The sequence below is a fragment of the Ensifer sp. WSM1721 genome, from assembly GCF_000513895.2.
Lineage (GTDB): Bacteria > Pseudomonadota > Alphaproteobacteria > Rhizobiales > Rhizobiaceae > Sinorhizobium.
This window is the reverse complement of sequence record NZ_CP165782.1, coordinates 3,025,313-3,051,340: the sequence shown is the minus strand read 5'-3', so window position 1 is coordinate 3,051,340 and position 26,028 is coordinate 3,025,313. Positions and strand designations below refer to the sequence as shown.

Sequence of the window (26,028 nt, the reverse complement as noted above, 5' to 3'; positions counted from 1 at the left end):
GCCTATCAGACAGGAAAGAACCCATGAACATCCATGAATACCAGGCCAAGGCTCTGTTGAAGAGCTATGGCGCGCCGGTCGCGGAAGGCGTCGCGATCTTCTCCGCCGACGAAGCCGAGGCAGCCGCGAAAAAGCTGCCGGGCCCGCTTTACGTCGTGAAGAGCCAGATCCATGCCGGCGGTCGCGGCAAGGGCAAGTTCAAGGAACTCGGCCCCGATGCCAAGGGCGGGGTGCGCCTGGCGAAGTCGGTCGAAGAGGTCGTTGCCAATGCCAAGGAAATGCTCGGCCACACGCTGGTGACCAAGCAGACCGGCCCGGCCGGCAAGCAGGTCAACCGTCTCTATATCGAGGACGGCGCCGACATCGAGCGCGAGCTCTACCTCTCGATCCTCGTCGACCGCTCCGTCGGCCGGGTCGCTTTCGTCGTCTCGACCGAGGGCGGCATGGACATCGAGGCGGTTGCCGAGCACACACCGGAAAAGATCGTCACCGTTGCGATCGACCCGGACAAGGGTGTGACCGCTGACGATCTGAAGACCCTGGCCGACGCGCTGAAGCTCGAAGGCGAAGCGCGCGCAGACGCCGAAAAGCTCTTCCCGATCCTCTACAAGGCCTTCGTCGAAAAGGACATGAGCCTGCTCGAGGTCAACCCGCTGATCGTCATGAAGAACGGCCGGATGCGCGTGCTCGACGCCAAGGTCTCCTTCGACGGCAATGCGCTCTTCCGTCATGAAGATGTCGTCGCGCTGCGCGACACGACGGAAGAGGACGAGAAGGAGATCGAGGCCTCCAAGCACGACCTCGCCTATGTGGCCCTCGACGGCAATATCGGCTGCATGGTCAACGGCGCTGGTCTCGCCATGGCGACGATGGACATCATCAAGCTCTACGGCGCCGAGCCCGCGAACTTCCTCGATGTCGGCGGCGGCGCTTCGAAGGAAAAGGTCACGCACGCCTTCAAGATCATCACCGCAGATCCGGCGGTGAAGGGCATCCTGGTCAACATCTTCGGCGGCATCATGAAGTGTGACGTCATCGCCGAAGGCGTTTTGGCTGCTGTCAAGGAAGTCGGCCTCAAGGTGCCGCTCGTCGTGCGCCTCGAAGGCACCAATGTCGAACTCGGCAAGAAGATCATCAATGAATCGGGCCTCAACGTCATCTCCGCCGATGATCTGGACGATGCCGCCCAGAAGATCGTTGCAGCCGTGAAGGGAGCCTGAGGTTTCATGTCCATTCTGATCAACAAAGACACCAAGGTTCTCGTCCAGGGCCTGACCGGCAAGACCGGCACCTTCCATACCGAACAGGCGCTTGCCTACAACGGCACCAAGATGGTCGGCGGCATCCACCCGAAGAAGGGTGGCGAGACCTGGACCGGCGCCAAGGGCGAGCAGCTTCCGATCTTCGCGACCGTCGCCGAAGGCCGCGAGGCGACCGGCGCCAACGCGTCGGTGATCTATGTTCCGCCGGCGGGTGCTGCCGCGGCCATCATCGAGGCGATCGATGCGGAAATCCCGCTCATCGTCTGCATCACCGAAGGGATTCCGGTTGCCGACATGGTCAAGGTCAAGGCGCGGCTCGAAAAGTCGTCCTCGCGCCTCATCGGCCCGAACTGCCCGGGCGTGCTGACGCCCGACGAATGCAAGATCGGCATCATGCCCGGCAACATCTTCCGTAAGGGTTCGGTCGGCGTGCTGTCGCGTTCCGGCACGCTCACCTACGAGGCGGTGTTCCAGACCACCAATGAAGGCCTCGGCCAGACGACGGCCGTCGGCATCGGCGGCGACCCGGTCAAGGGCACCGAGTTCATCGATGTGCTCGAAATGTTCCTTGCCGACGACGAGACCAAGTCGATCATCATGATCGGCGAGATCGGCGGTTCGGCGGAAGAGGATGCGGCGCGGTTCCTGAAGGACGAAGCCAAGCGCGGCCGCAAGAAGCCGATGGTCGGCTTCATCGCCGGCCGCACGGCGCCTCCCGGCCGCACCATGGGCCATGCCGGCGCCGTCATCTCCGGCGGCAAGGGCGGCGCGGAAGACAAGATCGCGGCAATGGAATCCGCCGGCATTCGCGTCTCGCCGTCTCCGGCCCGCCTCGGCAAGACGCTGGTCGAAGTTCTCAAGGGCTGACCACAACAGTGCGATGGGGCGGCATACGGTCGCCCCATTGGAGCCACGAAAGACACCATGATTAAGCGGCCGGATAAGATGTCGATGGGCGAAACGCTCGCATCCCGCTCCGACCGACGCAAGCCGGACTGGACGCGTCCAACTGTTGGAAGACCATCCTGATCCGGGATTAGGCAAACATGACCGGGACAACCCGGCAACCCAACTTAAGTCAGGAGGCGGGCTCAAGTCCGCGAGAGACCATGACAAGGCAAGAGGCCAACGAGCAATTCCAGCTCACATCGTTTCTGGACGGCGCCAATGCCGCCTATATCGAGCAGCTCTACGCGCGCTATGAAGCGGATCCGTCTTCCGTTTCGGCCGAATGGCAATCCTTCTTCAAGGCGCTCGCCGACAGGCCCGAAGATGTGGTGAAGGCGGCCAAGGGCGCCTCCTGGAAGAAGAGCAATTGGCCTATTCACGCCAATGGCGAACTGGTTTCGGCGCTCGACGGTGACTGGGGCACGGTTGAAAAGGTCATCGAGAAGAAGGTCAAGGCCAAAGCAGAGGAGGCCGCCGCCGTCGCTGGTGTTCCGGTCAGCGAGGCCGAGGTTCACCAGTCGACCCGCGATTCCGTGCGCGCTATCATGATGATCCGCGCCTATCGCATGCGCGGCCATCTGCACGCCAAGCTCGATCCCCTCGGTCTTGCCGATCCGGTCGAGGATTACGACGAGCTCTCGCCGAAGACCTACGGCTTCGAGGAGAAGGATTACGATCGCAAGATCTTCATCGACAACGTGCTCGGCCTCGAATACGCGACGGTGCGCGAGATGGTCGAGATTCTCGAGCGGACTTATTGCTCGACGATGGGCGTCGAGTTCATGCACATGTCCAACCCGGAAGAGAAGGCCTGGATCCAGGAGCGGATCGAGGGCCCGGACAAGGGCGTCGAATTCACCCCCGAGGGCAAGAAGGCGATCCTGCAGAAGCTCATCGAAGCGGAAGGCTTCGAGCAGTTCATCGACGTCAAATACAAGGGCACCAAGCGCTTCGGCCTTGACGGCGGCGAATCGCTGATCCCGGCGCTCGAGCAGATCATCAAGCGCGGCGGACAGCTCGGTCTCAAGGAGATCGTCCTCGGCATGGCGCATCGCGGCCGTTTGAACGTGCTCTCGCAGGTCATGGCCAAGCCGCACCGGGCCATCTTCCACGAGTTCAAGGGCGGTTCCTATGCGCCCGACGACGTAGAAGGCTCGGGTGACGTGAAGTACCACCTCGGCGCCTCTTCCGACCGCGAGTTCGATGGCAACAAGGTGCATCTGTCGCTGACGGCGAATCCGTCGCATCTCGAGATCGTCAACCCGGTCGTCATGGGCAAGGCGCGCGCCAAGCAGGACCAGATCGCTACCGTCTTCGAGGGCGACATCATTCCGCTGCGCGAGCGCGTCAAGGTCATGCCGCTGCTGCTCCATGGCGATGCAGCCTTTGCCGGCCAGGGCGTCGTTGCCGAAATTCTCGGCCTGTCCGGCCTGCGCGGTCATCGCGTTGCCGGCACCGTGCATTTCATCATCAACAACCAGATCGGCTTCACGACCAACCCGGCCTTCTCGCGCTCTTCGCCCTATCCTTCGGACGTGGCGAAGATGATCGAGGCGCCGATCTTCCACGTGAACGGCGACGATCCGGAAGCGGTCGTCTACGCCGCCAAGGTCGCGACCGAGTTCCGGATGAAGTTCCACAAGCCGGTCGTCATCGACATGTTCTGCTATCGCCGCTTCGGCCACAACGAGGGCGACGAGCCGGCGTTCACGCAGCCGAAGATGTATCGCGCCATCCGCGCCCACAAGACGGTGGTCCAGCTCTATTCGCAGCGTCTGATCGCCGAAGGTCTCATGACCGAGGGCGACGTGGAGAAGATGAAGGCGGACTTGCGCGCCCATCTCGAGCAGGAATTCGAGGCCGGCCAGTCCTACAAGCCGAACAAGGCCGACTGGCTCGACGGCGCCTGGTCGGGCCTGCGCACCGCCGACAACCAGGATGAGCAGCGCCGCGGCAGGACCTCTGTGCCGATGAAGCAATTGAAGGAGATCGGCCGCAAGCTTTCCGAGATCCCGGCCGGTTTCAACGCGCATCGCACCATCCAGCGCTTCATGGAAAACCGCGCCAACATGGTCCAGACCGGCGAGGGGATCGACTGGGCGATGGCGGAGGCGCTCGCCTTCGGCACGCTCGTCACGGAGGGTACGAAGATCCGTCTGTCCGGCCAGGACTGTGAGCGCGGCACCTTCTCGCAGCGCCATTCGGTTCTCTACGACCAGGAAACCGAAGAGCGCTATATCCCGCTCGCCAACCTTTCGCAGACCCAGGCGCGCTACGAGGTCATCAACTCGATGCTCTCGGAAGAGGCGGTGCTCGGCTTCGAATACGGCTATTCGCTCGCCCGCCCGAATGCGTTGACGCTCTGGGAGGCCCAGTTCGGCGACTTCGCCAATGGCGCGCAGGTGATCTTCGACCAGTTCGTCTCGTCGGGCGAACGCAAGTGGCTGCGCATGTCCGGCCTCGTCTGCCTGCTGCCGCATGGTTATGAGGGCCAGGGGCCGGAGCATTCCTCCGCACGTCTGGAACGCTTCCTGCAGCTCTGCGCGGAAGACAACATGCAGGTTGCCAACGTCACGACGCCGGCGAACTACTTCCATATCCTGCGCCGCCAGGTGAAGCGCGATTTCCGCAAGCCGCTGATCCTGATGACGCCGAAGTCGTTGCTGCGGCACAAGCGGGCAGTCTCCAGCCTCTCCGAAATGGCCGGCGAGAGCTCCTTCCACCGGCTGCTCTGGGACGATGCGGAGGTCATCAAGGACGGCCCGATCAAGCTGCAGAAGGATTCGAAGATCCGTCGCGTCGTCATGTGCTCGGGCAAGGTCTATTACGACCTTCTCGAAGAGCGCGAGAAGCGCGGTATCGACGACATCTATCTGTTGCGCGTCGAGCAGCTCTATCCGTTCCCGGCCAAGGCGCTGATCAACGAGCTCAGCCGCTTCCGTCATGCGGAGATGGTCTGGTGCCAGGAAGAGCCGAAGAACATGGGGGCCTGGTCCTTCATCGATCCCTATCTCGAATGGGTCCTTGCTCATATCGACGCGAAGTACCAGCGGGTGCGCTACACCGGCCGCCCGGCCGCCGCTTCGCCGGCAACCGGCCTGATGTCCAAGCATATGGCGCAGCTTGCCGCCTTCCTCGAGGATGCGCTGGGGGGCTGATCGAGCCCTCACAGCCTGCCAATCGACAGAAACAGATATCTGATCAACGGAACAAAAATCATGGCAACAGAAATCCGCGTTCCCACCCTTGGCGAATCCGTCAGTGAAGCGACCGTCGGCACCTGGTTCAAGAAGGTCGGCGACGCGATCAAGGCCGACGAACCGATCCTCGAGCTCGAAACCGACAAGGTGACGATCGAAGTTCCGGCGCCGGCCGCCGGCACGCTCAGCGAAATCGTCGCGCAAGCGGGCGAAACCGTCGGCCTCGGCGCCCTGCTCGGGCAGATCGCCGAAGGTGCGGGCGCTGCCCCCGCGGCTGCGACTGCGGCCGAGAAGAAGCCCGAGCCCGCTGCCGCCCCGGCCGCCGCAGCGCCCGCTGCGCAACCGGCAGCCGCTGTCGCGCCGCAGGCGCCTACATCGATGCCGCCGGCGCCGGCTGCCGCCAAGCTCATCGCCGAAAACAACCTTTCCGCCGATCAGCTCGACGGTTCGGGCAAGCGGGGCCAGGTCTTGAAGGGCGACGTGCTCGCTGCGATTTCCAAGGGCATCTCGGCGCCCGCCGCGGCCGAGCCGGCCAAGGTCCAGGCCCGTGCGCCGGCACCGGCGGAAGACGCCGGTCGCGAAGAGCGCGTCAAGATGACCCGCCTGCGCCAGACGATCGCCCGTCGTCTCAAGGATGCGCAGAACACCGCCGCCATGCTCACCACCTACAACGAGGTGGACATGAGCGCCGTCATGAGCCTGCGCTCGAAGTACAAGGACATCTTCGAGAAGAAGCACGGCGTGAAGCTCGGCTTCATGGGCTTCTTCACCAAGGCCGTGACGCATGCGCTCAAGGAGTTGCCGGCTGTCAACGCTGAGATCGACGGCACCGACATCATCTATAAGAACTTCTGCCACATCGGCGTCGCTGTCGGGACCGAAAAGGGCCTCGTCGTTCCGATCGTGCGCGATGCCGATCAGATGTCGATCGCCGAAATCGAGAAGGAAATCGGCCGGCTCGGCAAGGCTGCGCGTGACGGAACGCTCTCGATGGCGGACATGCAGGGCGGCACCTTCACCATCTCCAACGGCGGCGTCTACGGTTCGCTCATGTCCTCGCCGATCCTCAACGCGCCGCAGTCGGGCATTCTCGGCATGCACAAGATCCAGGACCGCCCGGTGGCGATCGGCGGCCAGGTCGTCATCCGCCCGATGATGTATCTGGCGCTCTCCTACGATCACCGCATCGTCGACGGCAAGGAAGCAGTGACCTTCCTCGTTCGCGTCAAGGAAAGCCTCGAAGATCCGGAGCGCCTCGTGCTCGATCTCTAAAGGAGGCGGGGGCGTGAGCCCCCGTTTCCTTCTCCTCCACGCTCGCCGTCCCCGTCGACGCACCAGCAGGGAATCGACAGCCATGGCGCTAGAGGTTAGGGTCTGGGAGGCACGTTATGCGCGCATTCAGGCTCTCTCCGGCTCCATCTGGGTCTTCAAAGCACCGGTCGCAAAGGCATGAGCAACTATCTGTTCGAACTCGCATCGCTGATGGCGATCTTTTCCTTCGCCATCGTTTCCCCCGGGGCCGATCTCGCCATGGTGATGCGGCAATCGCTGGTGCATGGTCGCCGCCAGGCGATCATCACCTCGTTCGGCATCGGCACGTCGCTGATGTTCCACGTCACCTACACCATTCTCGGCCTGGGGCTGATCATTTCCCAGTCGATCTACCTCTTCAACATCGTCAAATGGTGCGGCGTCGCCTACCTCATCTACATCGGCATCAAGGCGCTTCGTGCCGGTCAGACGGAGATCGCGGTCGAGGCGGGCGCGGATGCCGGTAAAGCCAAGGGGCAATCGGCACTGAAGGCCTTCGGCCTCGGTTTCGCCGCCAATGCGCTCAACCCGAAGGCGGTGTTCTTTTTCCTGTCGATCTTCTCGACCGTCGTCAGCGCTCACACGCCGATGATGGTCAAGTTCGGCTACGGCCTCGTCATGGCGGGCGCGCTCATCCTCTGGTTCGTCGGCGTCAGCCTGTTCATGACGACGCCGCGGATGCGCGCCGCATTCACGCGGGCGAGCAAGTGGATCGACCGGGCGAGCGGCATGGTCTTCATCGCGCTCGGGCTGAAGCTCGCGACGGAAAAGGCCGCCTGATGACAAGCGGCCGGACCGTCCGTCTCGCCGCCCTTGCGGCCGTGCTCGTGGCAACGCCCGCGCTCGCGGACGAGTGCAGGCAGGCGCATGCGATCTATGCCGATCCGGCCGGCACTTACGAGTTGCGCTTCGAGCCGGTCGGGTCGGAAGCAGCCGTCACCAGCAATCACTTCAAGGTCAAGGTCGGGGAGACCGAGCTTTTGCTCGACGGCGTCGTGATGCAGTCCGGCGAGCCGTTGCGCGCGAACGGGATCGTCATGAATAATTGCCCGACGGGCGACGTGACCGGCGCGGAACTTGAGGCCTGCACCGTCTGGCAGGGCGTGATTTACACGGTCGACAAGGGCGGCCGTATCGACCTGCTTCAGGCTGAGGATGCGCCGGCCGCCGAGCAGATCCTGCTGCCTGATTTCGGCCCGTCGCTGCGTGCGTCGAGCGCCTGGGGCGAGGGCAAGGCGAATGCCGACAGCTCCGACGTCTTTGTGTTCAAGGGATGCGCCAAATGAGCGACGGGCGCGTGCTTCTCGTCACAGGCGGCAGCCGCGGGATCGGTGCTGCAGTCTCGCTTGTAGCGGCTGACGAGGGCTGGCGGGTCGCCGTCAATTATGCGTCCAACCGGCAGGCGGCGGAGGACGTGGTTCGCCGTATATCGGATGCCGGAGGTACCGCAATTGCGGTCGAGGGCGACGTCGGTACCGAAGGCGGGGTGCAAGCGATTTTCGCCGCGGTCGATGCCGCCTTCGGTCACCTCGACGGGCTCGTCAACAATGCCGGCATTGTCGGCGCGCCGCAGCGCATCGACGAGATTTCGCCCGAGCGGCTGGAGCGGATGTTTCGCGTTAATGTCACAGGCTCGATCCGCTGCGCCGCGGAGGCGGTCATGAGGATGTCGACGCGTCACGGCGGGCGGGGCGGCGCGATCGTCAATCTCTCGTCCGTCGCGGCCGTGCTGGGTGCTCCCGGTCAATATGTCGACTACGCTGCCGCGAAAGGCGCGATCGACAGCTTCACCGTCGGGCTCGCGCGCGAAGTAGCCTCGGAGGGCATCCGCGTGAACGCGGTGCGTCCCGGAATCATCGACACCGAAATTCATGCGTCCGGCGGGCTGCCCGATCGCGCCCGTGACATGGCGCCTTCCATTCCCATGCAGCGTCCCGGCACAGCCGGCGAAGTTGCCGACGCAATTCTCTATCTCCTGTCGGATAAGGCGACTTATGTGACCGGAGCCATTCTCACTGTCAGCGGCGGGCGATGATCGTCCTCTTAAAGACCGTCCTCCCAAGAAGGATTACCAAATGGCTTATGATCTCATCGTCATCGGAAGCGGCCCCGGCGGCTATGTCTGCGCCATCAAGGCGGCGCAGCTCGGCATGAAGGTTGCCGTGATCGAAAAGCGCGCCACCTATGGCGGCACCTGCCTCAATGTCGGCTGCATTCCCTCCAAGGCTCTGCTGCATGCTTCCGAGATGTTCCATCACGCGCAGCACGGCCTTGACGCGCTCGGCGTGGAGGTCGCAGGCCCGAAGCTCAATCTTGAAAAGATGATGGCCCACAAGGACGCGACCGTTAAGGCGAATGTCGACGGCGTCTCCTTCCTCTTCAAGAAGAACAAGATCGATGGCTTCCAGGGCCTGGGCAAGGTTCTCGGCCAGGGCAAGGTTTCCGTCACCAACGACAAGGGCGAGGAGCAGGTCCTCGAAGCGAAGAATGTCGTCATCGCCACCGGCTCGGACGTCGCCGGCATTCCGGGCGTCCAGCTCGAATTCGACGAGAAGGTCATCGTCTCCTCGACCGGCGCGCTTGAACTGGAAAAGGTGCCGGCGAGCATGATCGTCGTCGGCGGCGGCGTCATCGGCCTCGAGCTCGGCTCGGTCTGGGCGCGCCTCGGCACCAAGGTGACGGTGATCGAATTCCTCGACACGATTCTCGGCGGCATGGACGGCGAGGTCGCCAAGCAGCTCCACCGGATGCTGACGAAGCAGGGCATCGACATCAAGCTCGGTGCCAAGGTGACGGGCGTTACGAAGCCTGGCAGCGGCGCAAGGGTCACCTTCGAGCCGGTCAAGGGCGGCGAATCGACAACGCTCGACGCGGACGTCGTACTGGTCGCGACCGGCCGGAAGCCCTGCACGGAGAATATGGGTCTCGCGAAGGCAGGTGTCGTGCTCGATCAGCGCGGCCGCATCGAGATCGACCATCATTTCCAGACGAGCATCACCGGCATCTACGCGATCGGCGACGTCGTGCGCGGCCCGATGCTCGCCCACAAGGCGGAAGACGAAGGCGTCGCCGTGGCGGAAATCATCGCCGGACAGGCCGGCCATGTGAACTATGATGTCATTCCGGGCGTCGTCTACACCCAGCCGGAGGTCGCCTCGGTCGGCAAGACCGAGGAGGAGCTGAAGGCTGCCGGTGTCGCCTACAAGGTCGGCAAGTTCCCCTTCACGGCCAATGGTCGTGCCCGCGCGATGCTGCAGACGGACGGCTTCGTCAAGATCCTCGCCGACAAGGAGACTGACCGCGTATTGGGCGGCCATATCATCGGCTTCGGCGCCGGCGAGATGATCCACGAGATCGCGGTGCTGATGGAGTTCGGCGGATCATCCGAGGATCTCGGCCGCACCTGCCACGCTCACCCGACGATGTCGGAAGCGGTGAAGGAGGCGGCGCTCTCTACCTTCTTCAAGCCGATCCATATGTGACAAATCGCGCGGGGGCTGCGACAAGTGGCTCCCTGCTTCGCGCCGAAATCCGGCGCAATCATGGACCATTCACCGCAGCCATGACCGCCTCAGATCGGCGGAACTGGCGAAGGCGAAAGGGAAGCGTTCATGAGACCACGAAGCGTTGCCGCCAGGCTGCCGAACACTTGGCTTCCCGGAGCCGACTGGGCCGACCGCTACGAACTTCTCGTTTTCGGCGAGCGGATGACTGCGGCCGAGGCGGCGCGGCGAGCGCTTGGAAGCGCACCCGGCTGGGTGCAGAGTCTCCTCGCATTGCGCAACCGCCTCGCGTCTCTCATCGGTCTGAACGCAGCCGCGCCCCCCGCGCATTCAGGCCTGATCGGCACCTTTCCGCTGCTGCACAGCGACGATCGCGAAGCCGTTGTCGGCTATGATGACCGCCACCTGGATTTCCGTATCGTCGTCGATGTGCGCGAAGGGCCGGCCGACAGCCAGGTTATCGGCATGACCACGTTGGTGCGCCGTAGGAATTTTTTCGGCCGGCTCTATCTCGCTGCCGTCATGCCCTTCCACAAGGCGATCGTCCCGACATTGCTGGCGGGGTTGAACGACCGGCCGCGAGCGGCGGTCAGTTGACAGGTGTCACGGTAAATCCCTGCTGCCGCAGGAGCTCCACGAGGCCCTCCTTGCCGGGAAGATGCAAGGCGCCGACGGCCATGAAGGCGCCGCCATCCTTCAGCATGGGCGCAGCCCGTTCCGCCATGATCTTGTTGCGGTCGATGATGATGCGCTGCTCGAAATCCGCATAGCCGACATCGTCCGACGAAACATCCGCGGAGACGAATTTCATCATCGGCATGATCATGCCGGTATCGCCGGAGAGATAGAGGTCCGTGGTCGTTGCGAGCACGTCGTCCATGGTCTTGCCGAGGGCGAGCGTCTGGATCAGTGCGCTTAGATGCAGTTCGACCGGCAGCGAATCCATGGCCGCAAGCTGCTCGACCAGCGTTTCCAGGCCCCTCAAGCTCTTGCCCTCTTTCACCGCATCCTCCGCGAGCTTCTTGTCGAGGAACGAGGCGCCGGCTGCCTTGCGCGAGAACTCGCAGGTCGGCAACGCCACGAAGCTTGCGATCATCCAGGGCTTCATCTTGGCTACGAGCGGCAGGGGAATTCCCCGCGCCTTCAGTCCCGTCTCGAGGCGCGCCCGATCCTCCGGCTTCAGGAAGTCGTTGATCGTCCTGTTATCGGCGAACATGGTGAGGTCGGGCCGCATCATGATAGCGGCGCTGGCCTTCTTGTCGTCGACGATCTCGTCGGATTCGACGATAACGGTCCGAGCTTCGGCGAAAGCATCCGTGGCACCGGCTGGCATTGCCAGCACGCGCGGGTCGGTCACATGCATGGTGCCGAGCAGAAACGAAGGTTGAGAGCGCCCGCCCTCGATTTTCCAGAGAAGGCCCTTTCCATTGGGGATGGCCGCGGCCTCTTCGCGCAGAGCCACCAATCGGGCGGGGTCGGAGCGCTCGAGTGCCGTCAATATGTTGTCGCCGCCGCAATCCGCGTCTTCCGCCCTTGCCGACACGGAGAGCAATGCGATGATGAGACTTCCGGCAAGGACCACATGCAGGAGCGCAATGAGCGCCAAGAGGCCGTCGGCCGCTTTGGCCGCAAGATCGCGAACGGGTCTGGTGATCGTCGTCATGGGTGCCCCCGGCAATAAGCTGGAACCCTACGCCCCCTCGGTCACGGGTTCCTTAACGAGCTTGGTTAACGGACAAGCATGCCGGATTTTAGGCGCGGGGATGAGCGCGGTCGTAGATTTCCAGGAGCCGCGCGGAATCGACTCCGGTATAAACCTGCGTCGTCGAGAGGCTGGAATGGCCCAGCAGTTCCTGAATGGTGCGGAGATCACCGCCGCCCGCGAGAAGATGGGTGGCGAAGGAGTGGCGCAGCGCGTGCGGCGTCGCCGAATCGGGGAGGCCGAGTGCCGCGCGCAGCTTCTGCATCTCGCGCTGGATGATCGCGGGCTGGAGCCTCGCCCCGCGGGCACCACGGAAGAGCGGTTCACCGGGAGCGAGGTGGTAGGGGCAGAGCTTTCTGTAAACCACGACCGCCTCGCCCGCCGCGGCAATCAACGGCACGATCCGTGTCTTGCCGCCCTTGCCCGTGACGCGCAGTGATGTCACCGTATCCGCAAAGTCACCGGGCGTAAGGTCGAGCGCTTCCGATATGCGCAGGCCGCAGCCGTAGAGCAGCGTGAGTACGGCGGCGTTGCGTGCTGCGATCCAAGGCTCCTCCGCGAGTTGCGCGTCGGCCGTCACGACCTTCAGCGCCTCGCGGTCGGTCAGCGGCTTCGGCAGCGATTTCGGCTGCTTCGGCGAACGCACGGCGCCGGCGCCCGCGGCATTGGCGAGGCCGTTCTTCTCGAGATATCGCAGGAAAGAGCGCAAGCCCGCCAGTCCGCGCCCGAGGGTGCGCGCGCCGGCGCCGCCTTTGCGCCGATGCGCGAGGAAGCCGCGCAGATCGGCCGGACGCAGGGCACGGATATCAGCAAGCCGGGGCGGCCCGGCGAGATGTCCCGTCAGGAAGGTCAGGAATTGCCGCGTATCTCGCTCATAGGCGTCGATGGTCTTTTCCGAAAGCCGGCGTTCCTCGGCGAGGCTCGCAAGCCACCGCTTACGCTCCGCCATCACTTCGGGATGGCCAATCACAAGAAGCTCGTTCATCGTCGGTCCAGCGATCACCAGGGGATGAGGAATATCTCAGCGATTTTCCGCCCGCACCCTGCTTCCTTCGTTGATTTGGTTGCGTCGAGCATGCCATCGGGCGCCTTATGTTTTTGCTAACAGACAGTTGTTTGCCGATAAGCACTTGGAATTTGTCATTGTTCGATCATATTGAACTGCGATGTTTCGGTCAGCAGCGGCGGATGGGACCATGGCAAGACGTGATTCGGCGAGCGCTCTGGCGCATTTTGCAGAGGCAATTGCGCTGGTCTCGCAAGGGCGTCCCGGCCATATCGTCGATACGCTGATCGCCGAGCGCGGCCAGAGGATCGCTCGCCATCCCTTGTGGCCTGTCATGCGGCCCTTTCTCTACACGCTCCTCAACTACGGCAAGGCGATCGAATTTGCCAATGCGGTCGGCAACATGCCGGGCTTCCAGGCCTTCGAGCACCTGAGCGCGCTGCTGTCGCTCGACATTCGCGCCGACAAGCCCGAGCGCATCCCGGAGAAGGGCGGCTTTCTGCTCGTCAGCAACCATCCGACCGGCATTGCGGACGGCATCGCGGTTTTTGACCTCCTGAAGAGCCGCCGGCCGGACATGATGTTCTTCGCAAATCGCGATGCCATCCGGGTCAATCCGCGCTTCGTCGAAATGGTCATCCCCGTTGAATGGCGGGAGGAATACAAATCGAAGCTCAAGGCGCGCGAGACCTTGCTGGTGACCAACCGGGCGATCGAGGAAGGCAAGGCGACGGTGCTCTTCCCGTCCGGGCGTATCGCCTATTGGGCGGACGGGCGGCTCAATGAGCGCCCGTGGAAAAGCTCCGCCGTCGGCTTCGCGCGCAAATATGGTCTGCCGGTCCTTCCCGTCCACATCAGCGCGCGCAATTCCGGGCTGTTCTATTGGTTCGCAAAATGGTCGACGGAACTGCGCGACATGACCGTCTTCCACGAGCTCCTGAACAAAAAGGGCGACCTTTTCGATTTTCGCGTCGGCAATCTTATTCCTCCGGAGGCGCTCGATGGCGACCCGATGGAAGTGACCCGCGCACTCGAGCGCCATACGGTCGTCGAGCTTGCCAAGGATAGCGATGCGATGTTCGCGCCGTCCGTCCGGGCCGAGTGAGTAGACAGGTCCGTTTTTGTTGCCCCTCATCCGGCCTGCCGGCCACCTTCTCTACCGCAAGCGGGGCGAAGGGACTCGCGGGGGCCCTCAACCCTCTCTCCGCCTGCGGGAAGGGGTTAGGGCGAAGGCAGATCCCACGCGGTGCGACCGAACGCAGGAAGGCCCCGCACCGCTGCGAGGCCCTTGGTTCGTCCAATCGAGGTCGAAGGATCAGGCGATCTTCTGGCCGGTCTTCGCCCAGTCGGCGAGGAACATCTCGAGGCCCTTGTCGGTCAGCGGATGCTTGACCAGCGCCTTCAGCGTTGCAGGCGGAGCGGTGATGACGTCGGCGCCGATGAGGGCTGCTTCCTTGACGTGGTTGACGGTCCGGATCGAGGCGGCGAGGATCTCGGTTTCAAAGCCGTAATTGTCGAAGATGTGGCGGATCTCGCGGATCAGATCCATGCCGTCGAAGGCGATGTCGTCGAGGCGGCCGATGAAGGGCGAGACGAAGGTCGCGCCGGCCTTGGCGGCAAGCAGGGCCTGATTGGCCGAGAAGCAGAGGGTGACGTTGGTCTGGTGGCCGTCGGAGGTCAGGGCCTTGCAGGCCTTGAGACCGTCGAGCGTCAGCGGCAGCTTGATGCAGATATTGTCGGCGATCTTCGAAAGTGCGGCCGCTTCCTTCATCATCTCGCTATATTCGGTCGCGGTCACCTCGGCCGAAACCGGGCCTTCGACGATCGAGCAGATTTCCTTGGTCACCTCGACGATGTCGCGGCCCGACTTCAGGATCAGCGACGGATTGGTGGTGACGCCGTCGAGCAGGCCGAGATCGTTCAGTTCCCGGATTTCCTTCACATCGGCGGTATCAACGAAAAATTTCATGGGAGTCTTCCTTTGGCAGTCAGCCGTTCGGGCGCCTTTCCGCCGGCAGAAATTCCAGGACGGAAATCGCGCGCGTTGAAACTCGGGTGGAACCGTGACAAACCCTGCTTCCGGCAAGGCAGCGGTTCGCTGCGCAGTTTTCTTTAGCGGAAAGCGGTGGCAAGGTCACGGCAAAATGACTCTTGATTCAACCGATTTATTCGGGGCCCTGTTCGACCGCCGCGTGGTGCCCGTTCTGGTGCCCATGCCGGCGCCGAAGGCCTATTCCTACGTGGTGCCGGACGACATGGCTGTCGAGCCCGGGTCGATCGTGCAGGTGCCGCTCGGACCCCGCCTCGTCGTCGGCGTCGTCTGGGATGGCGGTGAGGAGAGCGACGTCGACCCGAAGAAGCTGAAGGAGATCGAGAAGGTCTTCGACTGCCCGCAGCTCAACCGCGAGATGCGCGCCTTTCTCGACTGGGTAGCGGCCTATACGGTGACGCCTCCGGGGCTCGTCGCCCGTATGGCGCTCAGGGCGCCGACGGCTTTCGATCCCGAGCCGATGGTCGAAGCGCTGCGCCTGACCGATATGCGACCGGAGCGGATGACGACGGCGCGCGAGCGCGTGATTGCCGCGGCGAGCGACGGATTTTCCTGGACCCGATCCGGGCTAGCCCATGCTGCGGGCGTCTCCTCCAGCGTCATCGACGGCCTTGCCTCCCATGGCGTGTTCGAAACGGTATTCATGCCGCCGCCGCCCGTCGTCGCGGCGCCCGATCCGGATTTCGCCGCCCCTCGTCTGGAGGGCGCTCAGAAAGATGCGGCCGCCGACCTGTTGAAGGCGGTCGAAGAGCGCAAGTTCTCCGTCTCGCTGATCGACGGCGTTACCGGCTCCGGCAAGACCGAGGTCTATTTCGAGGCGATCGCCGCCACCTTGCGCGCCGGCAAGCAGGTGCTGATCCTGCTGCCGGAGATCGCGCTCACTGCCAGCTTCCTGGAGCGCTTCCAGGAGCGTTTCGGCGCCAAGCCGGCCGAGTGGCATTCCGACCTCGCGCCGCGCACGCGGGAAAAAGTGTGGCGCCAGGTGACGACCGGCCAGGTGCGCGTCGTCGCCGGCGCCCGCTCGGCGCTATTCCTGCCCTTCGAGGATCTCGGGCTCATCATCGTCGACGAGGAGCACGACCCGGCCTACAAGCAGGAGGATCGCGTCTTCTATAACGCCCGCGATATGGCCGTCGTGCGCGGCCGGATCGGCGGTTTTCCGGTCGTGCTGGTTTCGGCCACGCCGTCGGTCGAAAGCCGGGTCAATGGTGAAGTCGGTCGCTACCGGCCGATCCACCTGCCGACCCGCTTCGGCGACGCAGCGCTGCCCGATCTCGGCGTCGTCGACATGCGCCGCCACCCGCCGCAGCGCGGCGGCTTTCTCTCGCCGGTGCTCTTGAACCAGATCGGCAAGACGACCGCGCGCGGCGAGCAGGCGCTTCTGTTCCTGAATCGCCGCGGCTATGCGCCGCTGACGCTCTGCCGCGTCTGCGGCCATCGCTTCCAGTGCCCAGACTGCTCGAGCTGGCTCGTCGAGCACCGCTTCCGCGGCCAGATCCAGTGCCACCATTGCGGCTATTCTGAAAGGACGCCGGAGGCGTGCCCCGAATGCGGCACGCTCGATCATCTGGTCGCCTGCGGCCCCGGTGTCGAGCGCATCGCCGAGGAGGTCGAACGGCATTTTCCCGAAGCCCGCACCATCGTGCTTTCCTCCGATCTCATGGGCGTCAAGCGACTGCGGCTGGAGCTCGAGGCGATCGCCCGTGGCGAGGCGGACATCGTCATCGGCACGCAACTTGTCGCCAAAGGCCACAATTTCCCGATGATGACGCTCGTCGGCATCGTCGATGCCGATCTCGGCCTTGCCAACGGCGATCCGCGCGCCGCCGAACGGACCTTCCAACTTTTGTCTCAGGTGACGGGGCGCGCCGGGCGGACCGGTTTGAAAAGCCTCGGGCTCTTGCAGACGTATCAGCCGCAACATCCGGTGATGCAGGCGATCGTCTCGGGCGATTCTGATGCTTTTTACGAACGCGAGATCCAGGAGCGGGAGAGGGCGGCGCTGCCGCCCTTCGGCCGGCTCGCCTCGATCATCGTTTCGGCCGATACGCGCGGCGATGCCGAAGGTCACGCCCGCGGATTGCGCAACGCCGCTCCGCGCGTCGACGGGATTTCCGTGCTCGGGCCAGCCGAGGCGCCGCTCGCGCTCATCCGCGGCCGGCATCGCTTCCGCCTTCTCGTGCATGGGCGGCGCAACAGCGACATGCAGTCTTTCCTAAAGGCGATGATCGCCGCCGGACCGAAGGAACGCGGGTCGATCAGCGTCCAGTTGGACATCGATCCGCAGAGTTTTCTGTGAACCGCCATGCACTGTCTGTCACTGCACCGATTCACATCCGACAAGACATGCGCTAGACCTCTCTGTGCGACCTGCTTGCGCTAATGCGAAGCAGGCGTCCAAGAGCGGGGACGGCAATGGAGTTCTACATCCCGACAGAAACCGGGGAGTTCCTGGCGTTTTGTGCGGCAGCAGTCGCGGCGCTGATCGGCGTCGTCATGCTCTTTGCGCCGCGTCTCGCCTTTCGCGCCGCCGGGATCGGCATTGCGGAAGGACGCCGCGGCGGCCTAGCGGAGGCTCGCTCCACCATGGGCGGCATGCATCTCGGACTGGGGCTCGGCGCGATCCTGCTCGCCCAGCCGATGGTCTATCTCGCCGTCGGCGCCGCCTTTGCGCTTGCGGTCTTCGGTCGCATCCTGTCGATGATGAGCGACAATGGCGCGACGCTCTTCAACTGGGGCGCACTCGTGGTCCAAACGGCACTTGCAATCCTGCCGCTTGCCTATGTTTTCGGGCTGATCTGATCGGCCGCAGCAGGGTGCGACACTATTTACCGCAAAATTCGGCCGAAGCGGCCGAGTAATGCCGCATTCGTGCCCACGGCGTGTTGCGAGTCCCAACATCCTATGCTAGACGAACCGCGAATTGCGGGGGAAGTGGGTCGAAACGGCCTCGATGTCCTGCGAGTTATTGCAGCAAATTCAAGACGTTAAGTCGACGGTTCGCCGGAGCTGACATTCTTGGATGATTTTGAGAGAAGCTTGTGCCCGTGGCAGACACATCCCAGCTTATTTCCGGTGTTGCAGAAAGATACGCATCCTCTCTCTTCGAGCTGGCGCTCGATGCTGGTTCGGTCGAGGCGGTCGGTGCCGATCTCGCTCGCGTGCAGTCCCTGATCGACGGTAGCGAGGATTTCAAGCGTCTCATCGTCAGTCCCGTCTTTTCCGCGGAAGACCAGTTCAAGGCCGTTTCGGCAATCGCTGCTCAGTTCGGCATCGCCGGCCTGGTCGGCAACTTCCTCAAGGTCGTTGCGCGCAATCGCCGCCTCTTCGCGCTGCCGGGCATCATCAAGGCCTTCCGCCTGATTGCCGCGCGCCATCGCGGTGAAATCACTGCCGACGTGACGTCGGCGCATGCGCTGACTGAAGCGCAGCAAACCGAATTGAAGGCGACGCTGAAAGGCGTCACCGGCAAAGACGTGGCGGTCAACGTCACCGTCGACCCGTCTATTCTTGGAGGTCTGATCGTCAAGGTCGGGTCCCGCCAGATTGACACCTCCCTTCGCACCAAACTCTCTACCCTTAAGCTTGCACTGAAAGAGGTCGGCTGATGGATATCCGCGCCGCGGAAATTTCCGCAATTCTCAAAGATCAGATCAAAAATTTCGGCCAGGAAGCAGAAGTCTCCGAAGTCGGTCAGGTGCTCTCCGTCGGTGACGGTATTGCCCGCGTCTACGGCCTCGACAATGTCCAGGCAGGCGAGATGGTCGAATTCCCGGGCGGAATTCGCGGCATGGCGCTGAACCTCGAAGCCGATAACGTCGGTGTCGTTATCTTCGGCTCCGACCGCGACATCAAGGAAGGCGACACCGTCAAGCGGACCGGCGCCATCGTGGACGTCCCGGTCGGCCCGGAACTGCTCGGCCGCGTGGTCGACGCGCTCGGCAACCCGATCGACGGCAAGGGCCCGATCAACGCCAAGCAACGTGCCCGCGTCGACATCAAGGCCCCCGGCATCATTCCGCGCAAGTCGGTGCATGAGCCGATGTCGACCGGCCTCAAGGCGATCGACGCCCTCATCCCGGTCGGCCGCGGCCAGCGCGAACTCGTCATCGGCGACCGCCAGACCGGCAAGACCGCAATCATCCTCGACACCTTCCTGAACCAGAAGCCGATCCACGACAACGGCCCGGAGCAGGACAAGCTCTATTGCGTCTACGTCGCCATCGGCCAGAAGCGCTCGACGGTTGCGCAGTTCGTGAAGGTTCTCGAAGAGCGCGGCGCTCTGCAGTACTCGATCATCATTGCCGCCACCGCCTCCGACCCGGCGCCGATGCAGTACCTCGCTCCGTTCGCCGGCTGCACGATGGGCGAATATTTCCGCGACAACGGCAAGCATGCGCTGATCGGCTATGACGACCTTTCCAAGCAGGCCGTCGCCTATCGCCAGATGTCGCTGCTTCTCCGCCGCCCGCCGGGCCGCGAAGCTTATCCGGGTGACGTTTTTTACCTGCATTCCCGTCTTCTGGAGCGCGCTGCAAAGCTCAACGACGACAACGGCGCCGGCTCGCTGACCGCTCTGCCGGTCATCGAGACGCAGGGCAACGACGTGTCCGCGTTCATTCCGACCAACGTGATCTCTATCACCGACGGTCAGATCTTCCTTGAAACCGACCTGTTCTATCAGGGCATCCGTCCGGCCGTGAACGTCGGTCTGTCGGTTTCGCGCGTCGGCTCCTCCGCCCAGATCAAGGCGATGAAGCAGGTCGCAGGCTCGATCAAGGGCGAGCTCGCGCAGTACCGCGAAATGGCGGCCTTCGCGCAGTTCGGCTCGGACCTCGACGCCGCGACGCAGCGCCTCTTGAACCGCGGCGCCCGCCTGACCGAGCTCCTGAAGCAGCCGCAGTTCTCGCCGCTGAAGACGGAAGAACAGGTTGCGGTCATCTTCGCCGGCGTCAACGGCTACCTCGACAAGCTGCCGGTCAGCGAAGTCGGCAAGTTCGAACAGGGCCTGCTTTCCTACCTGCGTTCGGAAGGCAAAGCCGTCCTCGATACGATCCGCACGGAAAAGGCGATCTCGGACGACACCAAGGCCAAGCTGAAGGCCGCAATCGACAGCTTCGCCAAGTCTTTCGCCTGAGCGGACCTCAACTAGGACGGACAACGGATGCCTTCACTTAAGGATCTGAAAAACCGGATCGCCTCCGTCAAGGCGACGCAGAAGATCACCAAGGCGATGAAGATGGTCGCCGCGGCGAAGCTTCGGCGTGCCCAGGAGGCGGCCGAGGCCGCCCGGCCCTATTCGCAACGCATGGCTGCCGTTCTCGCCAATATCGCCCAGGCGGTCGGCGCGGACGACGCCGCGCCGCGGCTGATGACGGGCACCGGCCGTGACGATACGCATCTGCTGATCGTCTGCACCGCCGAGCGCGGCCTCTGCGGCGGCTTCAACTCGCAGATCGCCCGCTTTGCCCGCGATCATGTGCGCAAGCTGCTTGCCCAGGGCAAGACGGTCAAGATCATCTGCGTCGGCAAGAAGGGCTTCGATATTCTGCGTCGCGAGTTCGCTTCGCTGATCATCGACCGCGTCGACCTGCGTGAAGTCAAGAAGATCGGTTTCGAGAACGCGGACCGGATCGGGCACAAGGTCATCGAACTCTTCGAAAAGGGCGAGTTCGACGTCTGCACGTTGTTCTACTCCGAGTTCAAGTCCGTCATTTCGCAGATCCCGACGGCGCAGCAGCTCATCCCGGCGACGGCCGGCGAGGTTGCCGCCGAGGTCGGGAGCGCATCGGCGATCTACGAGTATGAGCCGGACGCCGGCGCCATCCTCAGCGACCTCATACCGCGCAACATCTCCGTGCAGATCTTCCGGGCCCTGCTCGAGAACGTCGCCGGCGAAATGGGCGCCAAGATGAGCGCCATGGACAATGCGACGCGCAATGCCGGTGAGATGATCAACAAGCTGACGCTCAACTACAACCGTCAGCGTCAGGCGCAGATCACCAAGGAACTCATTGAAATCATCTCTGGCGCGGAAGCGCTCTAAGGTTACGAGAAGAGGGTCAGAATATGGCTAGGGCAGCTACCCCGAAAGAAACCGCAGCGGCGAAGAAGCCTGCTGCTCCGAAGAAGGCAGCTTCCGCCAAGACAGCCGTTGCGGCTACTGGTGCTGTCGGCCGCGTGACTCAGGTCATCGGCGCCGTCGTCGACGTCTCCTTCGAAGAAGGCCAACTCCCGCAGATCCTGAACGCGCTGGAAACCGACAACAAGGGAAACCGCCTCGTTCTCGAAGTCGCGCAGCACCTCGGCGAAAATTCCGTCCGCACGATCGCCATGGACTCGACCGAAGGTCTGGTTCGCGGTCAGCAAGTCACCGACACCGGCGGCCCGATTTCGGTGCCGGTCGGCAAGGAAACGCTCGGCCGCATCATGAACGTCATCGGTGAGCCGGTGGACGAAGCCGGGCCGCTCAAAACCTCTGCACGCCGCGCGATCCACCAGGAAGCGCCTTCCTATGTCGAACAGTCGACGGAAGCACAGATCCTCGTCACCGGCATCAAGGTCGTAGACCTGCTCGCTCCTTACGCGAAGGGCGGCAAGATCGGCCTCTTCGGCGGTGCAGGCGTCGGCAAGACCGTTCTGATCATGGAACTGATCAACAACGTCGCCAAGGCGCATGGCGGTTACTCCGTCTTCGCAGGCGTCGGTGAGCGTACCCGCGAAGGTAACGACCTCTACCATGAAATGATCGAATCCGGCGTGAACAAGCACGGCGGCGGCGAAGGCTCCAAGGCTGCGCTCGTCTACGGTCAGATGAACGAACCGCCGGGTGCCCGCGCCCGCGTCGCGCTCACCGGCCTGACGGTCGCCGAACAGTTCCGCGACGAAGGTCAGGACGTTCTCTTCTTCGTCGATAACATCTTCCGCTTCACCCAGGCGGGTTCGGAAGTGTCGGCTCTGCTCGGCCGTATTCCATCGGCCGTGGGCTATCAGCCGACGCTCGCAACCGACATGGGCACGATGCAGGAGCGCATCACCACGACGACCAAGGGCTCGATCACCTCGGTTCAGGCGATCTACGTTCCGGCCGACGACTTGACCGACCCGGCGCCGGCAACCTCGTTCGCCCACCTCGATGCGACGACCGTTCTGTCGCGCTCGATCGCCGAAAAGGGCATCTACCCGGCGGTGGACCCGCTCGACTCGACGTCGCGCATGCTCGACCCGATGATCGTCGGCGAAGAGCACTACGAAGTGTCGCGCAAGGTGCAGTCGACCCTGCAGCGCTACAAGGCGCTCCAGGACATCATCGCCATCCTCGGCATGGATGAGCTTTCCGAAGAGGACAAGCTCGCCGTCGCCCGCGCCCGCAAGATCGAACGCTTCCTGTCGCAGCCGTTCTTCGTCGCCGAAGTCTTCACCGGCTCGCCGGGCAAGCTGGTCGCTCTCGAAGACACGATCAAGGGCTTCAAGGGCCTCGTCAACGGCGAGTACGACCACCTGCCGGAGGCCGCCTTCTACATGGTGGGCTCCATCGAGGAAGCCATCGAGAAGGCGAAGAAGCTGGCTGCCGAGGCCGCCTAATTGCATCGTGAACCGTGGCGCGGGGCGACCGCGCCGCGGTTTTCATTCCGCCGCGGCTCAAGCGGTTGAGAACATGCACAGCCGCCGCCATCTCGCGGCACGCTTACCGGAAGTGAATGGTCATGGCCGACAGTTTCAATTTTGAGCTTGTTTCCCCCGAGCGCCTGCTGCTCTCCGAGAAGGTGACGGAAGTCGTCATCCCGGCGACCGAGGGCGAGATGACCGTCATGGCCCATCACGCGCCGACCATGACGACCGTCAAGCCGGGCGTGGTCGCGGTGAAGACGGCCGGCGGCAAGACCGAGCGTTTCGCCGTCTTCGGCGGCTTTGCCGATATCCTGCCCGATGGCTGCACGCTGCTTGCCGAATCGGCGGTTCACGTCGACGAGCTTGACCGCACGATCCTCGAAAACCGCATCGCCGAGGCGCGCGCCGAACTCGAAGGCGCTGCCGACGAGAAGAAGACGCGTATCGAACAGTTCATCGCCGAGCTGACGAAGCTCGGGGAGATCGTCATCCCCGCCTGAAAGGGACATCCCGACCAGGGATAATGCTCACCGAACCCCGCCTCGAGCGGGGTTTTTCATGTCCAGCGCGATCGCCTCCGTTCGCTGCGGCGACGTTTGGAGCCGGCGGGCGAACGGCGCCGTTTGTGCGAGCGTCGAACAATCGCCCACCCTGATCCCGCGCGCGTAGAGGGGACGAGCGCCACCGCTACCGCCGACGGGAGAGGGAATGGACGGGTGTGCCGCGAATCTCCTTCGCCGGCAGGCCGGATGAGGGGGATGCGCGGCTCCGGGCGAGACTGCCGTGAACGCAAAATGCCCGGACGATGTCCGGGCATTTGGGTCTCTATTGCGAGGACGGCATCGATCGCCCCAGCGGAGCAGGCAAAATTCAGCTCGCCGCGCGTTCCTCGTGCTTCTGAGCGTAATAGCGGCCGAAGCGGTTGGCGAGGAAGGTGTCGAGCGCGATGTCTTCCTGGCGCACGAAGCCCTTTGTCGGGATCTTGGCTTCGGCGAGCAGGTCGAGCACGGCGCAGATGCTGCCGGCCGTCGTGATCTGGATGCCGCTCTGCATGCGTCCCGCAACGACGCCGCTATAGACCTTGTTGGCGTAGGTCTCCTGGATCAGGCGGCCGTCGCGGTAGCCGGAGACGGTGACGAAGATGACGACTACGTCCTGGGTCGTCGTTGGCAGTGCGTTCTCGAGAATGTCCTTCAGCACCTCGCGGCGATGGCGCAGGCCGAGGTCGTTCAGAAGCGCCTTGAAGATCGCCGCGTGGCCGGGATAGCGGATCGTCTTGTAGTTCAGCGTGCGGACCTTGCCCTTGAGCGTCTCGCAAAGCGTGCCGAGGCCGCCGGAGGTGTTGAAGGCTTCGTAGGTGACGCCGTCGAGGGAAAACTCCTCGCGCTCTTCCATCGCCGGAACTTCGATCAGCGACCCCTCGACGATCGCCTCGCAGGGCTCGATATATTCGTTGATGACGCCGTCCGTGCTCCAGGTGAGATTGTAGTTGAGCGCATTGGACGGGTACTGCGGCAGAGCGCCGACGCGCATGCGCACGCTTTCGAGCGTGTCGAAATGCCTGGTGAGATCGTTGGCGACGATCGAGATGAAGCCGGGAGCAAGGCCGCATTGCGGGATGAAGGCCGTCTTCGCTTGTGCGGCGATCGTCTTGACCTGGCGGGTCGACTCGACGTCCTCGGTGAGATCGAGATAGTGGATCTCCGCCTCGGCCGCCGCCTCGGCGATCGCAACCGTGAGATGGAAGGGCGCGGCACTCAGCACCGCGAACTTGCCGGCGAGCAGGCCGACCAGCGCCTCGCGGTCGGCAATGTCGATGACGGCGGTCGAAATTGCATCGTGCTTTTCGACCTGCACCAGCTGCTCGGCGCTGCGATCGGCGACGCAGACCCGATAGTCGCCGGTATGCGCCAGCATGCGCGCAATGGTCGAGCCGATCTTGCCGGCGCCGATGACGACGATGTCTTTCATTCTTCTTTTTCCCCAGGATATGAGCTTCTTCAGTCGTAATTATCCTGCCGGATTCCGTTGATTTGAAGCGTCGATATGGCTAAATCGCCGGGAAGAGATCGGCATTTCGCCGATCGGAGTCGACGATATGCAAATGACCGACAAAGATCGCGAGCTGCTCGCCGTGCTAAGCGAAAACGCCCGCATGCCGACCGCGACGATCGCCCGCAGACTCGGCCTTTCGCGCACGACGGTACAGGCGCGCATCGAGCGGCTGGAGCGCGAAGGGGTGATCGCGGGCTACGGCGTGCGGCTTTCGGAGAGCTATGAGAAGGGCCTGGTCAAGGCGCATGTGCTGATCACGATCGCGCCCCGGGCGCTGAGCCGGGTGACGCCGGAACTCGCGGCGATCCGCGAGATCCGCACGCTGCATTCGGTGAGCGGCAGCTTCGATTTGATCGCCGTTGTTGCCGCAGCCTCGATTAGCGAACTGGACCATTTGATCGATCGAATCGGCGAAATCGAAGGCGTCGAAAAGACGCTATCGTCGATCATCCTCTCGACGCGGATCGACCGCTGACGATTGCGATTCCGCATCAATGCCTGGGAGTTGTGGCCGGTCGCCTGCACCCGCCCGCGTGTCTGCCGGCGCGCTCGGCATATCCCAGGCGCTCGGGCCACGGACGAAGGAAACGATCGAGCCATCGCCGGGCGGCAGCCACCTCTCGCGATCGAAATAGAGCTCGGCAATGCTCTTCGGTCGCGTCCGCGCCGCCTGATTGGCGAAGAAATTGTACCTCGGCGTTTCGCCCGATTCCCGCTTGAGCTGGATGCGGCTGCCGAAACGTTTGAGATCGAACTCCTTCAACGCCTGGATCTTCAAGGCGATGCTGGTGCTATCGGCCCAGCGGACCTCAGTCAGGAAGACGGAAGCCGCCTTCGCCGCCGCACTCGTGACGGCCTGCGTGTCCTCAGCGTTCTCGATGTTGAGCTTCACGCGGAAGGAGGTGATCTCATCCTCGCCGCTGCCCTTGACCAAGATGAAAATGGACGAGCTTTGCCCCTCGCCGGGACGGGGAAAAGGAACGAGCGTGGAGCATTCCCACCGGCCGCTCTCGGCCGACTTCCATTCGAGGTCGCGGAAGCCGGCCTCGCGCAGGCCTTCGCAAAGCGCGCGCGGGTCGCTGCGGATTTCGCGGATAAACTGCTGCCCCGGCGTCTCAAGGTCCGCAAAGGTATGGGAGGGCAAAAGCACTCGCTGCGGTTCCGGCTTCTTGCGCGGTGCGGCACGGTCGGGCAGCCGCTCCGCTTCCGGCGCCTTGATCTCAAAACCCATTGCGGCGAGGAGTTGTCTCAAATTGCGCTGCTCATTGGCGAAGAGCACGGTCGCAAGAATTGCCGTGAAGATCAGCGCGACGGCGATCAGGAAGAAAGCGACGCCGGAACGGCCTTCCTGCTTCTTCTCCATATCGCCTCGTTGCTCCG

23 protein-coding genes are annotated in these 26,028 nt (G+C 63.4%); 18 read left to right on the top strand and 5 right to left on the bottom strand.

Translation table 11 applies throughout. The features are described 5' to 3' along the window. Window positions 1-23 precede the first annotated feature (23 nt). From sucC to M728_RS14740, 9 genes are all read left to right on the top strand, one after another. The gene (gene sucC / locus M728_RS14780; protein ID WP_026620041.1) at window positions 24-1,220 is read left to right on the top strand and encodes an ADP-forming succinate--CoA ligase subunit beta; all 1,197 of its coding nucleotides are present in this window, start codon (window positions 24-26) and stop codon (window positions 1,218-1,220) included. A 6-nt stretch (window positions 1,221-1,226) separates the two neighbouring features. Then, window positions 1,227-2,129, top strand: coding sequence for a succinate--CoA ligase subunit alpha (gene sucD / locus M728_RS14775; protein ID WP_026620040.1), 903 nt, complete (start codon window positions 1,227-1,229; stop codon window positions 2,127-2,129). 242 nt (window positions 2,130-2,371) lie between these two features. Beyond that, window positions 2,372-5,368: a 2-oxoglutarate dehydrogenase E1 component gene (locus M728_RS14770; protein ID WP_026620039.1), complete on the top strand. Its 2,997-nt coding sequence runs from the start codon at window positions 2,372-2,374 to the stop codon at window positions 5,366-5,368. Window positions 5,369-5,428: 60 nt separating this feature from the next. Further along, window positions 5,429-6,682, top strand: a complete 1,254-nt coding sequence (odhB, locus tag M728_RS14765; RefSeq protein ID WP_026620038.1) for a 2-oxoglutarate dehydrogenase complex dihydrolipoyllysine-residue succinyltransferase — start codon at window positions 5,429-5,431, stop codon at window positions 6,680-6,682. A gap of 177 nt (window positions 6,683-6,859) precedes the next feature. Then, window positions 6,860-7,501, top strand: coding sequence for a LysE family transporter (locus M728_RS14760; RefSeq protein ID WP_026620037.1), 642 nt, complete (start codon window positions 6,860-6,862; stop codon window positions 7,499-7,501). After that, a complete protein-coding gene (locus M728_RS14755; RefSeq protein WP_026620036.1) occupies window positions 7,501-8,007 on the top strand; it encodes a hypothetical protein in 507 nt (168 codons plus the stop codon). The genes M728_RS14760 and M728_RS14755 overlap by 1 nt, the downstream gene beginning before the upstream one ends. Further along, window positions 8,004-8,756 carry an SDR family oxidoreductase gene (locus tag M728_RS14750; RefSeq protein ID WP_026620035.1) on the top strand — a complete coding sequence of 251 codons (753 nt, stop codon included), beginning with the start codon at window positions 8,004-8,006 and terminating at the stop codon, window positions 8,754-8,756. The genes M728_RS14755 and M728_RS14750 overlap by 4 nt, the downstream gene beginning before the upstream one ends. A 40-nt stretch (window positions 8,757-8,796) precedes the next feature. Then, window positions 8,797-10,203: a dihydrolipoyl dehydrogenase gene (gene lpdA, locus M728_RS14745; RefSeq protein WP_026620034.1), complete on the top strand. Its 1,407-nt coding sequence runs from the start codon at window positions 8,797-8,799 to the stop codon at window positions 10,201-10,203. Window positions 10,204-10,332: 129 nt separating this feature from the next. Then, on the top strand, window positions 10,333-10,821 hold the full coding sequence (locus M728_RS14740) for a DUF2867 domain-containing protein (protein WP_026620033.1): 489 nt from the start codon (window positions 10,333-10,335) through the stop codon (window positions 10,819-10,821). On the opposite strand, the gene M728_RS14735 is transcribed toward M728_RS14740, so the two are convergent. Next, window positions 10,814-11,887 (bottom strand): TraB/GumN family protein, encoded by a 1,074-nt coding sequence (locus M728_RS14735; protein WP_026620032.1) that lies wholly within the window; start codon window positions 11,885-11,887, stop codon window positions 10,814-10,816. The two genes, M728_RS14740 and M728_RS14735, sit on opposite strands and share 8 nt — an antisense overlap. Before the next feature lie 88 nt (window positions 11,888-11,975). Beyond that, the gene (locus M728_RS14730; RefSeq protein WP_034883386.1) at window positions 11,976-12,911 is read right to left on the bottom strand and encodes a tyrosine recombinase XerC; all 936 of its coding nucleotides are present in this window, start codon (window positions 12,909-12,911) and stop codon (window positions 11,976-11,978) included. Between the two features lie 211 nt (window positions 12,912-13,122). Between M728_RS14730 and M728_RS14725 the strand changes: the two genes are divergently transcribed. Further along, window positions 13,123-14,037, top strand: a complete 915-nt coding sequence (locus M728_RS14725; RefSeq protein ID WP_026620030.1) for a GNAT family N-acetyltransferase — start codon at window positions 13,123-13,125, stop codon at window positions 14,035-14,037. A gap of 210 nt (window positions 14,038-14,247) precedes the next feature. On the opposite strand, the gene fsa is transcribed toward M728_RS14725, so the two are convergent. Beyond that, entirely contained in the window at window positions 14,248-14,901 is a 654-nt protein-coding gene (gene fsa / locus M728_RS14720; RefSeq protein ID WP_026615525.1) for a fructose-6-phosphate aldolase, read from the bottom strand. 175 nt (window positions 14,902-15,076) lie between these two features. Between fsa and M728_RS14715 the strand changes: the two genes are divergently transcribed. The 7 genes from M728_RS14715 (at window position 15,077) to M728_RS14685 (ending at window position 23,093) form a co-directional block, all read left to right on the top strand. Further along, entirely contained in the window at window positions 15,077-17,281 is a 2,205-nt protein-coding gene (locus M728_RS14715; protein ID WP_026620029.1) for a primosomal protein N', read from the top strand. Window positions 17,282-17,397: 116 nt separating this feature from the next. Next, window positions 17,398-17,784, top strand: a complete 387-nt coding sequence (locus M728_RS14710; protein WP_026620028.1) for a hypothetical protein — start codon at window positions 17,398-17,400, stop codon at window positions 17,782-17,784. 239 nt (window positions 17,785-18,023) lie between these two features. Then, on the top strand, window positions 18,024-18,590 hold the full coding sequence (locus M728_RS14705; protein ID WP_026620027.1) for a F0F1 ATP synthase subunit delta: 567 nt from the start codon (window positions 18,024-18,026) through the stop codon (window positions 18,588-18,590). Continuing rightward, complete coding sequence (atpA, locus tag M728_RS14700) at window positions 18,590-20,119, top strand: F0F1 ATP synthase subunit alpha (RefSeq protein WP_026620026.1); 1,530 nt, start codon at window positions 18,590-18,592, stop codon at window positions 20,117-20,119. The genes M728_RS14705 and atpA overlap by 1 nt, the downstream gene beginning before the upstream one ends. A 27-nt stretch (window positions 20,120-20,146) precedes the next feature. Beyond that, on the top strand, window positions 20,147-21,028 hold the full coding sequence (locus M728_RS14695; RefSeq protein WP_026620025.1) for a F0F1 ATP synthase subunit gamma: 882 nt from the start codon (window positions 20,147-20,149) through the stop codon (window positions 21,026-21,028). Between the two features lie 23 nt (window positions 21,029-21,051). Further along, on the top strand, window positions 21,052-22,566 hold the full coding sequence (gene atpD, locus M728_RS14690; RefSeq protein ID WP_026620024.1) for a F0F1 ATP synthase subunit beta: 1,515 nt from the start codon (window positions 21,052-21,054) through the stop codon (window positions 22,564-22,566). Window positions 22,567-22,688: 122 nt separating this feature from the next. After that, entirely contained in the window at window positions 22,689-23,093 is a 405-nt protein-coding gene (locus M728_RS14685) for a F0F1 ATP synthase subunit epsilon (protein ID WP_026620023.1), read from the top strand. A 370-nt stretch (window positions 23,094-23,463) separates the two neighbouring features. On the opposite strand, the gene M728_RS14680 is transcribed toward M728_RS14685, so the two are convergent. Beyond that, a complete protein-coding gene (locus tag M728_RS14680; RefSeq protein WP_026620022.1) occupies window positions 23,464-24,564 on the bottom strand; it encodes a saccharopine dehydrogenase family protein in 1,101 nt (366 codons plus the stop codon). Between the two features lie 127 nt (window positions 24,565-24,691). On the opposite strand from M728_RS14680, the gene M728_RS14675 reads away from it, so the two are divergent. Next, the gene (locus M728_RS14675) at window positions 24,692-25,123 is read left to right on the top strand and encodes an Lrp/AsnC family transcriptional regulator (protein WP_026620021.1); all 432 of its coding nucleotides are present in this window, start codon (window positions 24,692-24,694) and stop codon (window positions 25,121-25,123) included. Here M728_RS14675 and M728_RS14670 read toward each other — a convergent pair. Beyond that, a complete protein-coding gene (locus M728_RS14670; RefSeq protein WP_245269685.1) occupies window positions 25,085-26,011 on the bottom strand; it encodes a DUF6030 family protein in 927 nt (308 codons plus the stop codon). The two genes, M728_RS14675 and M728_RS14670, sit on opposite strands and share 39 nt — an antisense overlap. Window positions 26,012-26,028: the final 17 nt, after the last annotated feature.

Bases quoted from the DNA above. Each gene is read 5' to 3' on its own strand.
- M728_RS14695 (WP_026620025.1), top strand. From the start codon at position 20,147: ATGCCTTCACTTAAGGATCTGAAAAACCGGATCGCCTCCGTCAAGGCG.
- M728_RS14715 (WP_026620029.1), top strand. From the start codon at position 15,077: ATGACTCTTGATTCAACCGATTTATTCGGGGCCCTGTTCGACCGCCGC.
- sucD (WP_026620040.1), top strand. From the start codon at position 1,227: ATGTCCATTCTGATCAACAAAGACACCAAGGTTCTCGTCCAGGGCCTG.
- M728_RS14760 (WP_026620037.1), top strand. From the start codon at position 6,860: ATGAGCAACTATCTGTTCGAACTCGCATCGCTGATGGCGATCTTTTCC.
- M728_RS14740 (WP_026620033.1), top strand. From the start codon at position 10,333: ATGAGACCACGAAGCGTTGCCGCCAGGCTGCCGAACACTTGGCTTCCC.
- M728_RS14685 (WP_026620023.1), top strand. From the start codon at position 22,689: ATGGCCGACAGTTTCAATTTTGAGCTTGTTTCCCCCGAGCGCCTGCTG.
- lpdA (WP_026620034.1), top strand. From the start codon at position 8,797: ATGGCTTATGATCTCATCGTCATCGGAAGCGGCCCCGGCGGCTATGTC.
- M728_RS14670 (WP_245269685.1), bottom strand. From the start codon at position 26,011: ATGGAGAAGAAGCAGGAAGGCCGTTCCGGCGTCGCTTTCTTCCTGATC.
- M728_RS14735 (WP_026620032.1), bottom strand. From the start codon at position 11,887: ATGACGACGATCACCAGACCCGTTCGCGATCTTGCGGCCAAAGCGGCC.
- atpA (WP_026620026.1), top strand. From the start codon at position 18,590: ATGGATATCCGCGCCGCGGAAATTTCCGCAATTCTCAAAGATCAGATC.
- M728_RS14710 (WP_026620028.1), top strand. From the start codon at position 17,398: ATGGAGTTCTACATCCCGACAGAAACCGGGGAGTTCCTGGCGTTTTGT.
- M728_RS14770 (WP_026620039.1), top strand. From the start codon at position 2,372: ATGACAAGGCAAGAGGCCAACGAGCAATTCCAGCTCACATCGTTTCTG.
- M728_RS14680 (WP_026620022.1), bottom strand. From the start codon at position 24,564: ATGAAAGACATCGTCGTCATCGGCGCCGGCAAGATCGGCTCGACCATT.
- sucC (WP_026620041.1), top strand. From the start codon at position 24: ATGAACATCCATGAATACCAGGCCAAGGCTCTGTTGAAGAGCTATGGC.
- M728_RS14730 (WP_034883386.1), bottom strand. From the start codon at position 12,911: ATGAACGAGCTTCTTGTGATTGGCCATCCCGAAGTGATGGCGGAGCGT.
- fsa (WP_026615525.1), bottom strand. From the start codon at position 14,901: ATGAAATTTTTCGTTGATACCGCCGATGTGAAGGAAATCCGGGAACTG.
- atpD (WP_026620024.1), top strand. From the start codon at position 21,052: ATGGCTAGGGCAGCTACCCCGAAAGAAACCGCAGCGGCGAAGAAGCCT.
- odhB (WP_026620038.1), top strand. From the start codon at position 5,429: ATGGCAACAGAAATCCGCGTTCCCACCCTTGGCGAATCCGTCAGTGAA.
- M728_RS14750 (WP_026620035.1), top strand. From the start codon at position 8,004: ATGAGCGACGGGCGCGTGCTTCTCGTCACAGGCGGCAGCCGCGGGATC.
- M728_RS14755 (WP_026620036.1), top strand. From the start codon at position 7,501: ATGACAAGCGGCCGGACCGTCCGTCTCGCCGCCCTTGCGGCCGTGCTC.
- M728_RS14725 (WP_026620030.1), top strand. From the start codon at position 13,123: ATGGCAAGACGTGATTCGGCGAGCGCTCTGGCGCATTTTGCAGAGGCA.
- M728_RS14675 (WP_026620021.1), top strand. From the start codon at position 24,692: ATGCAAATGACCGACAAAGATCGCGAGCTGCTCGCCGTGCTAAGCGAA.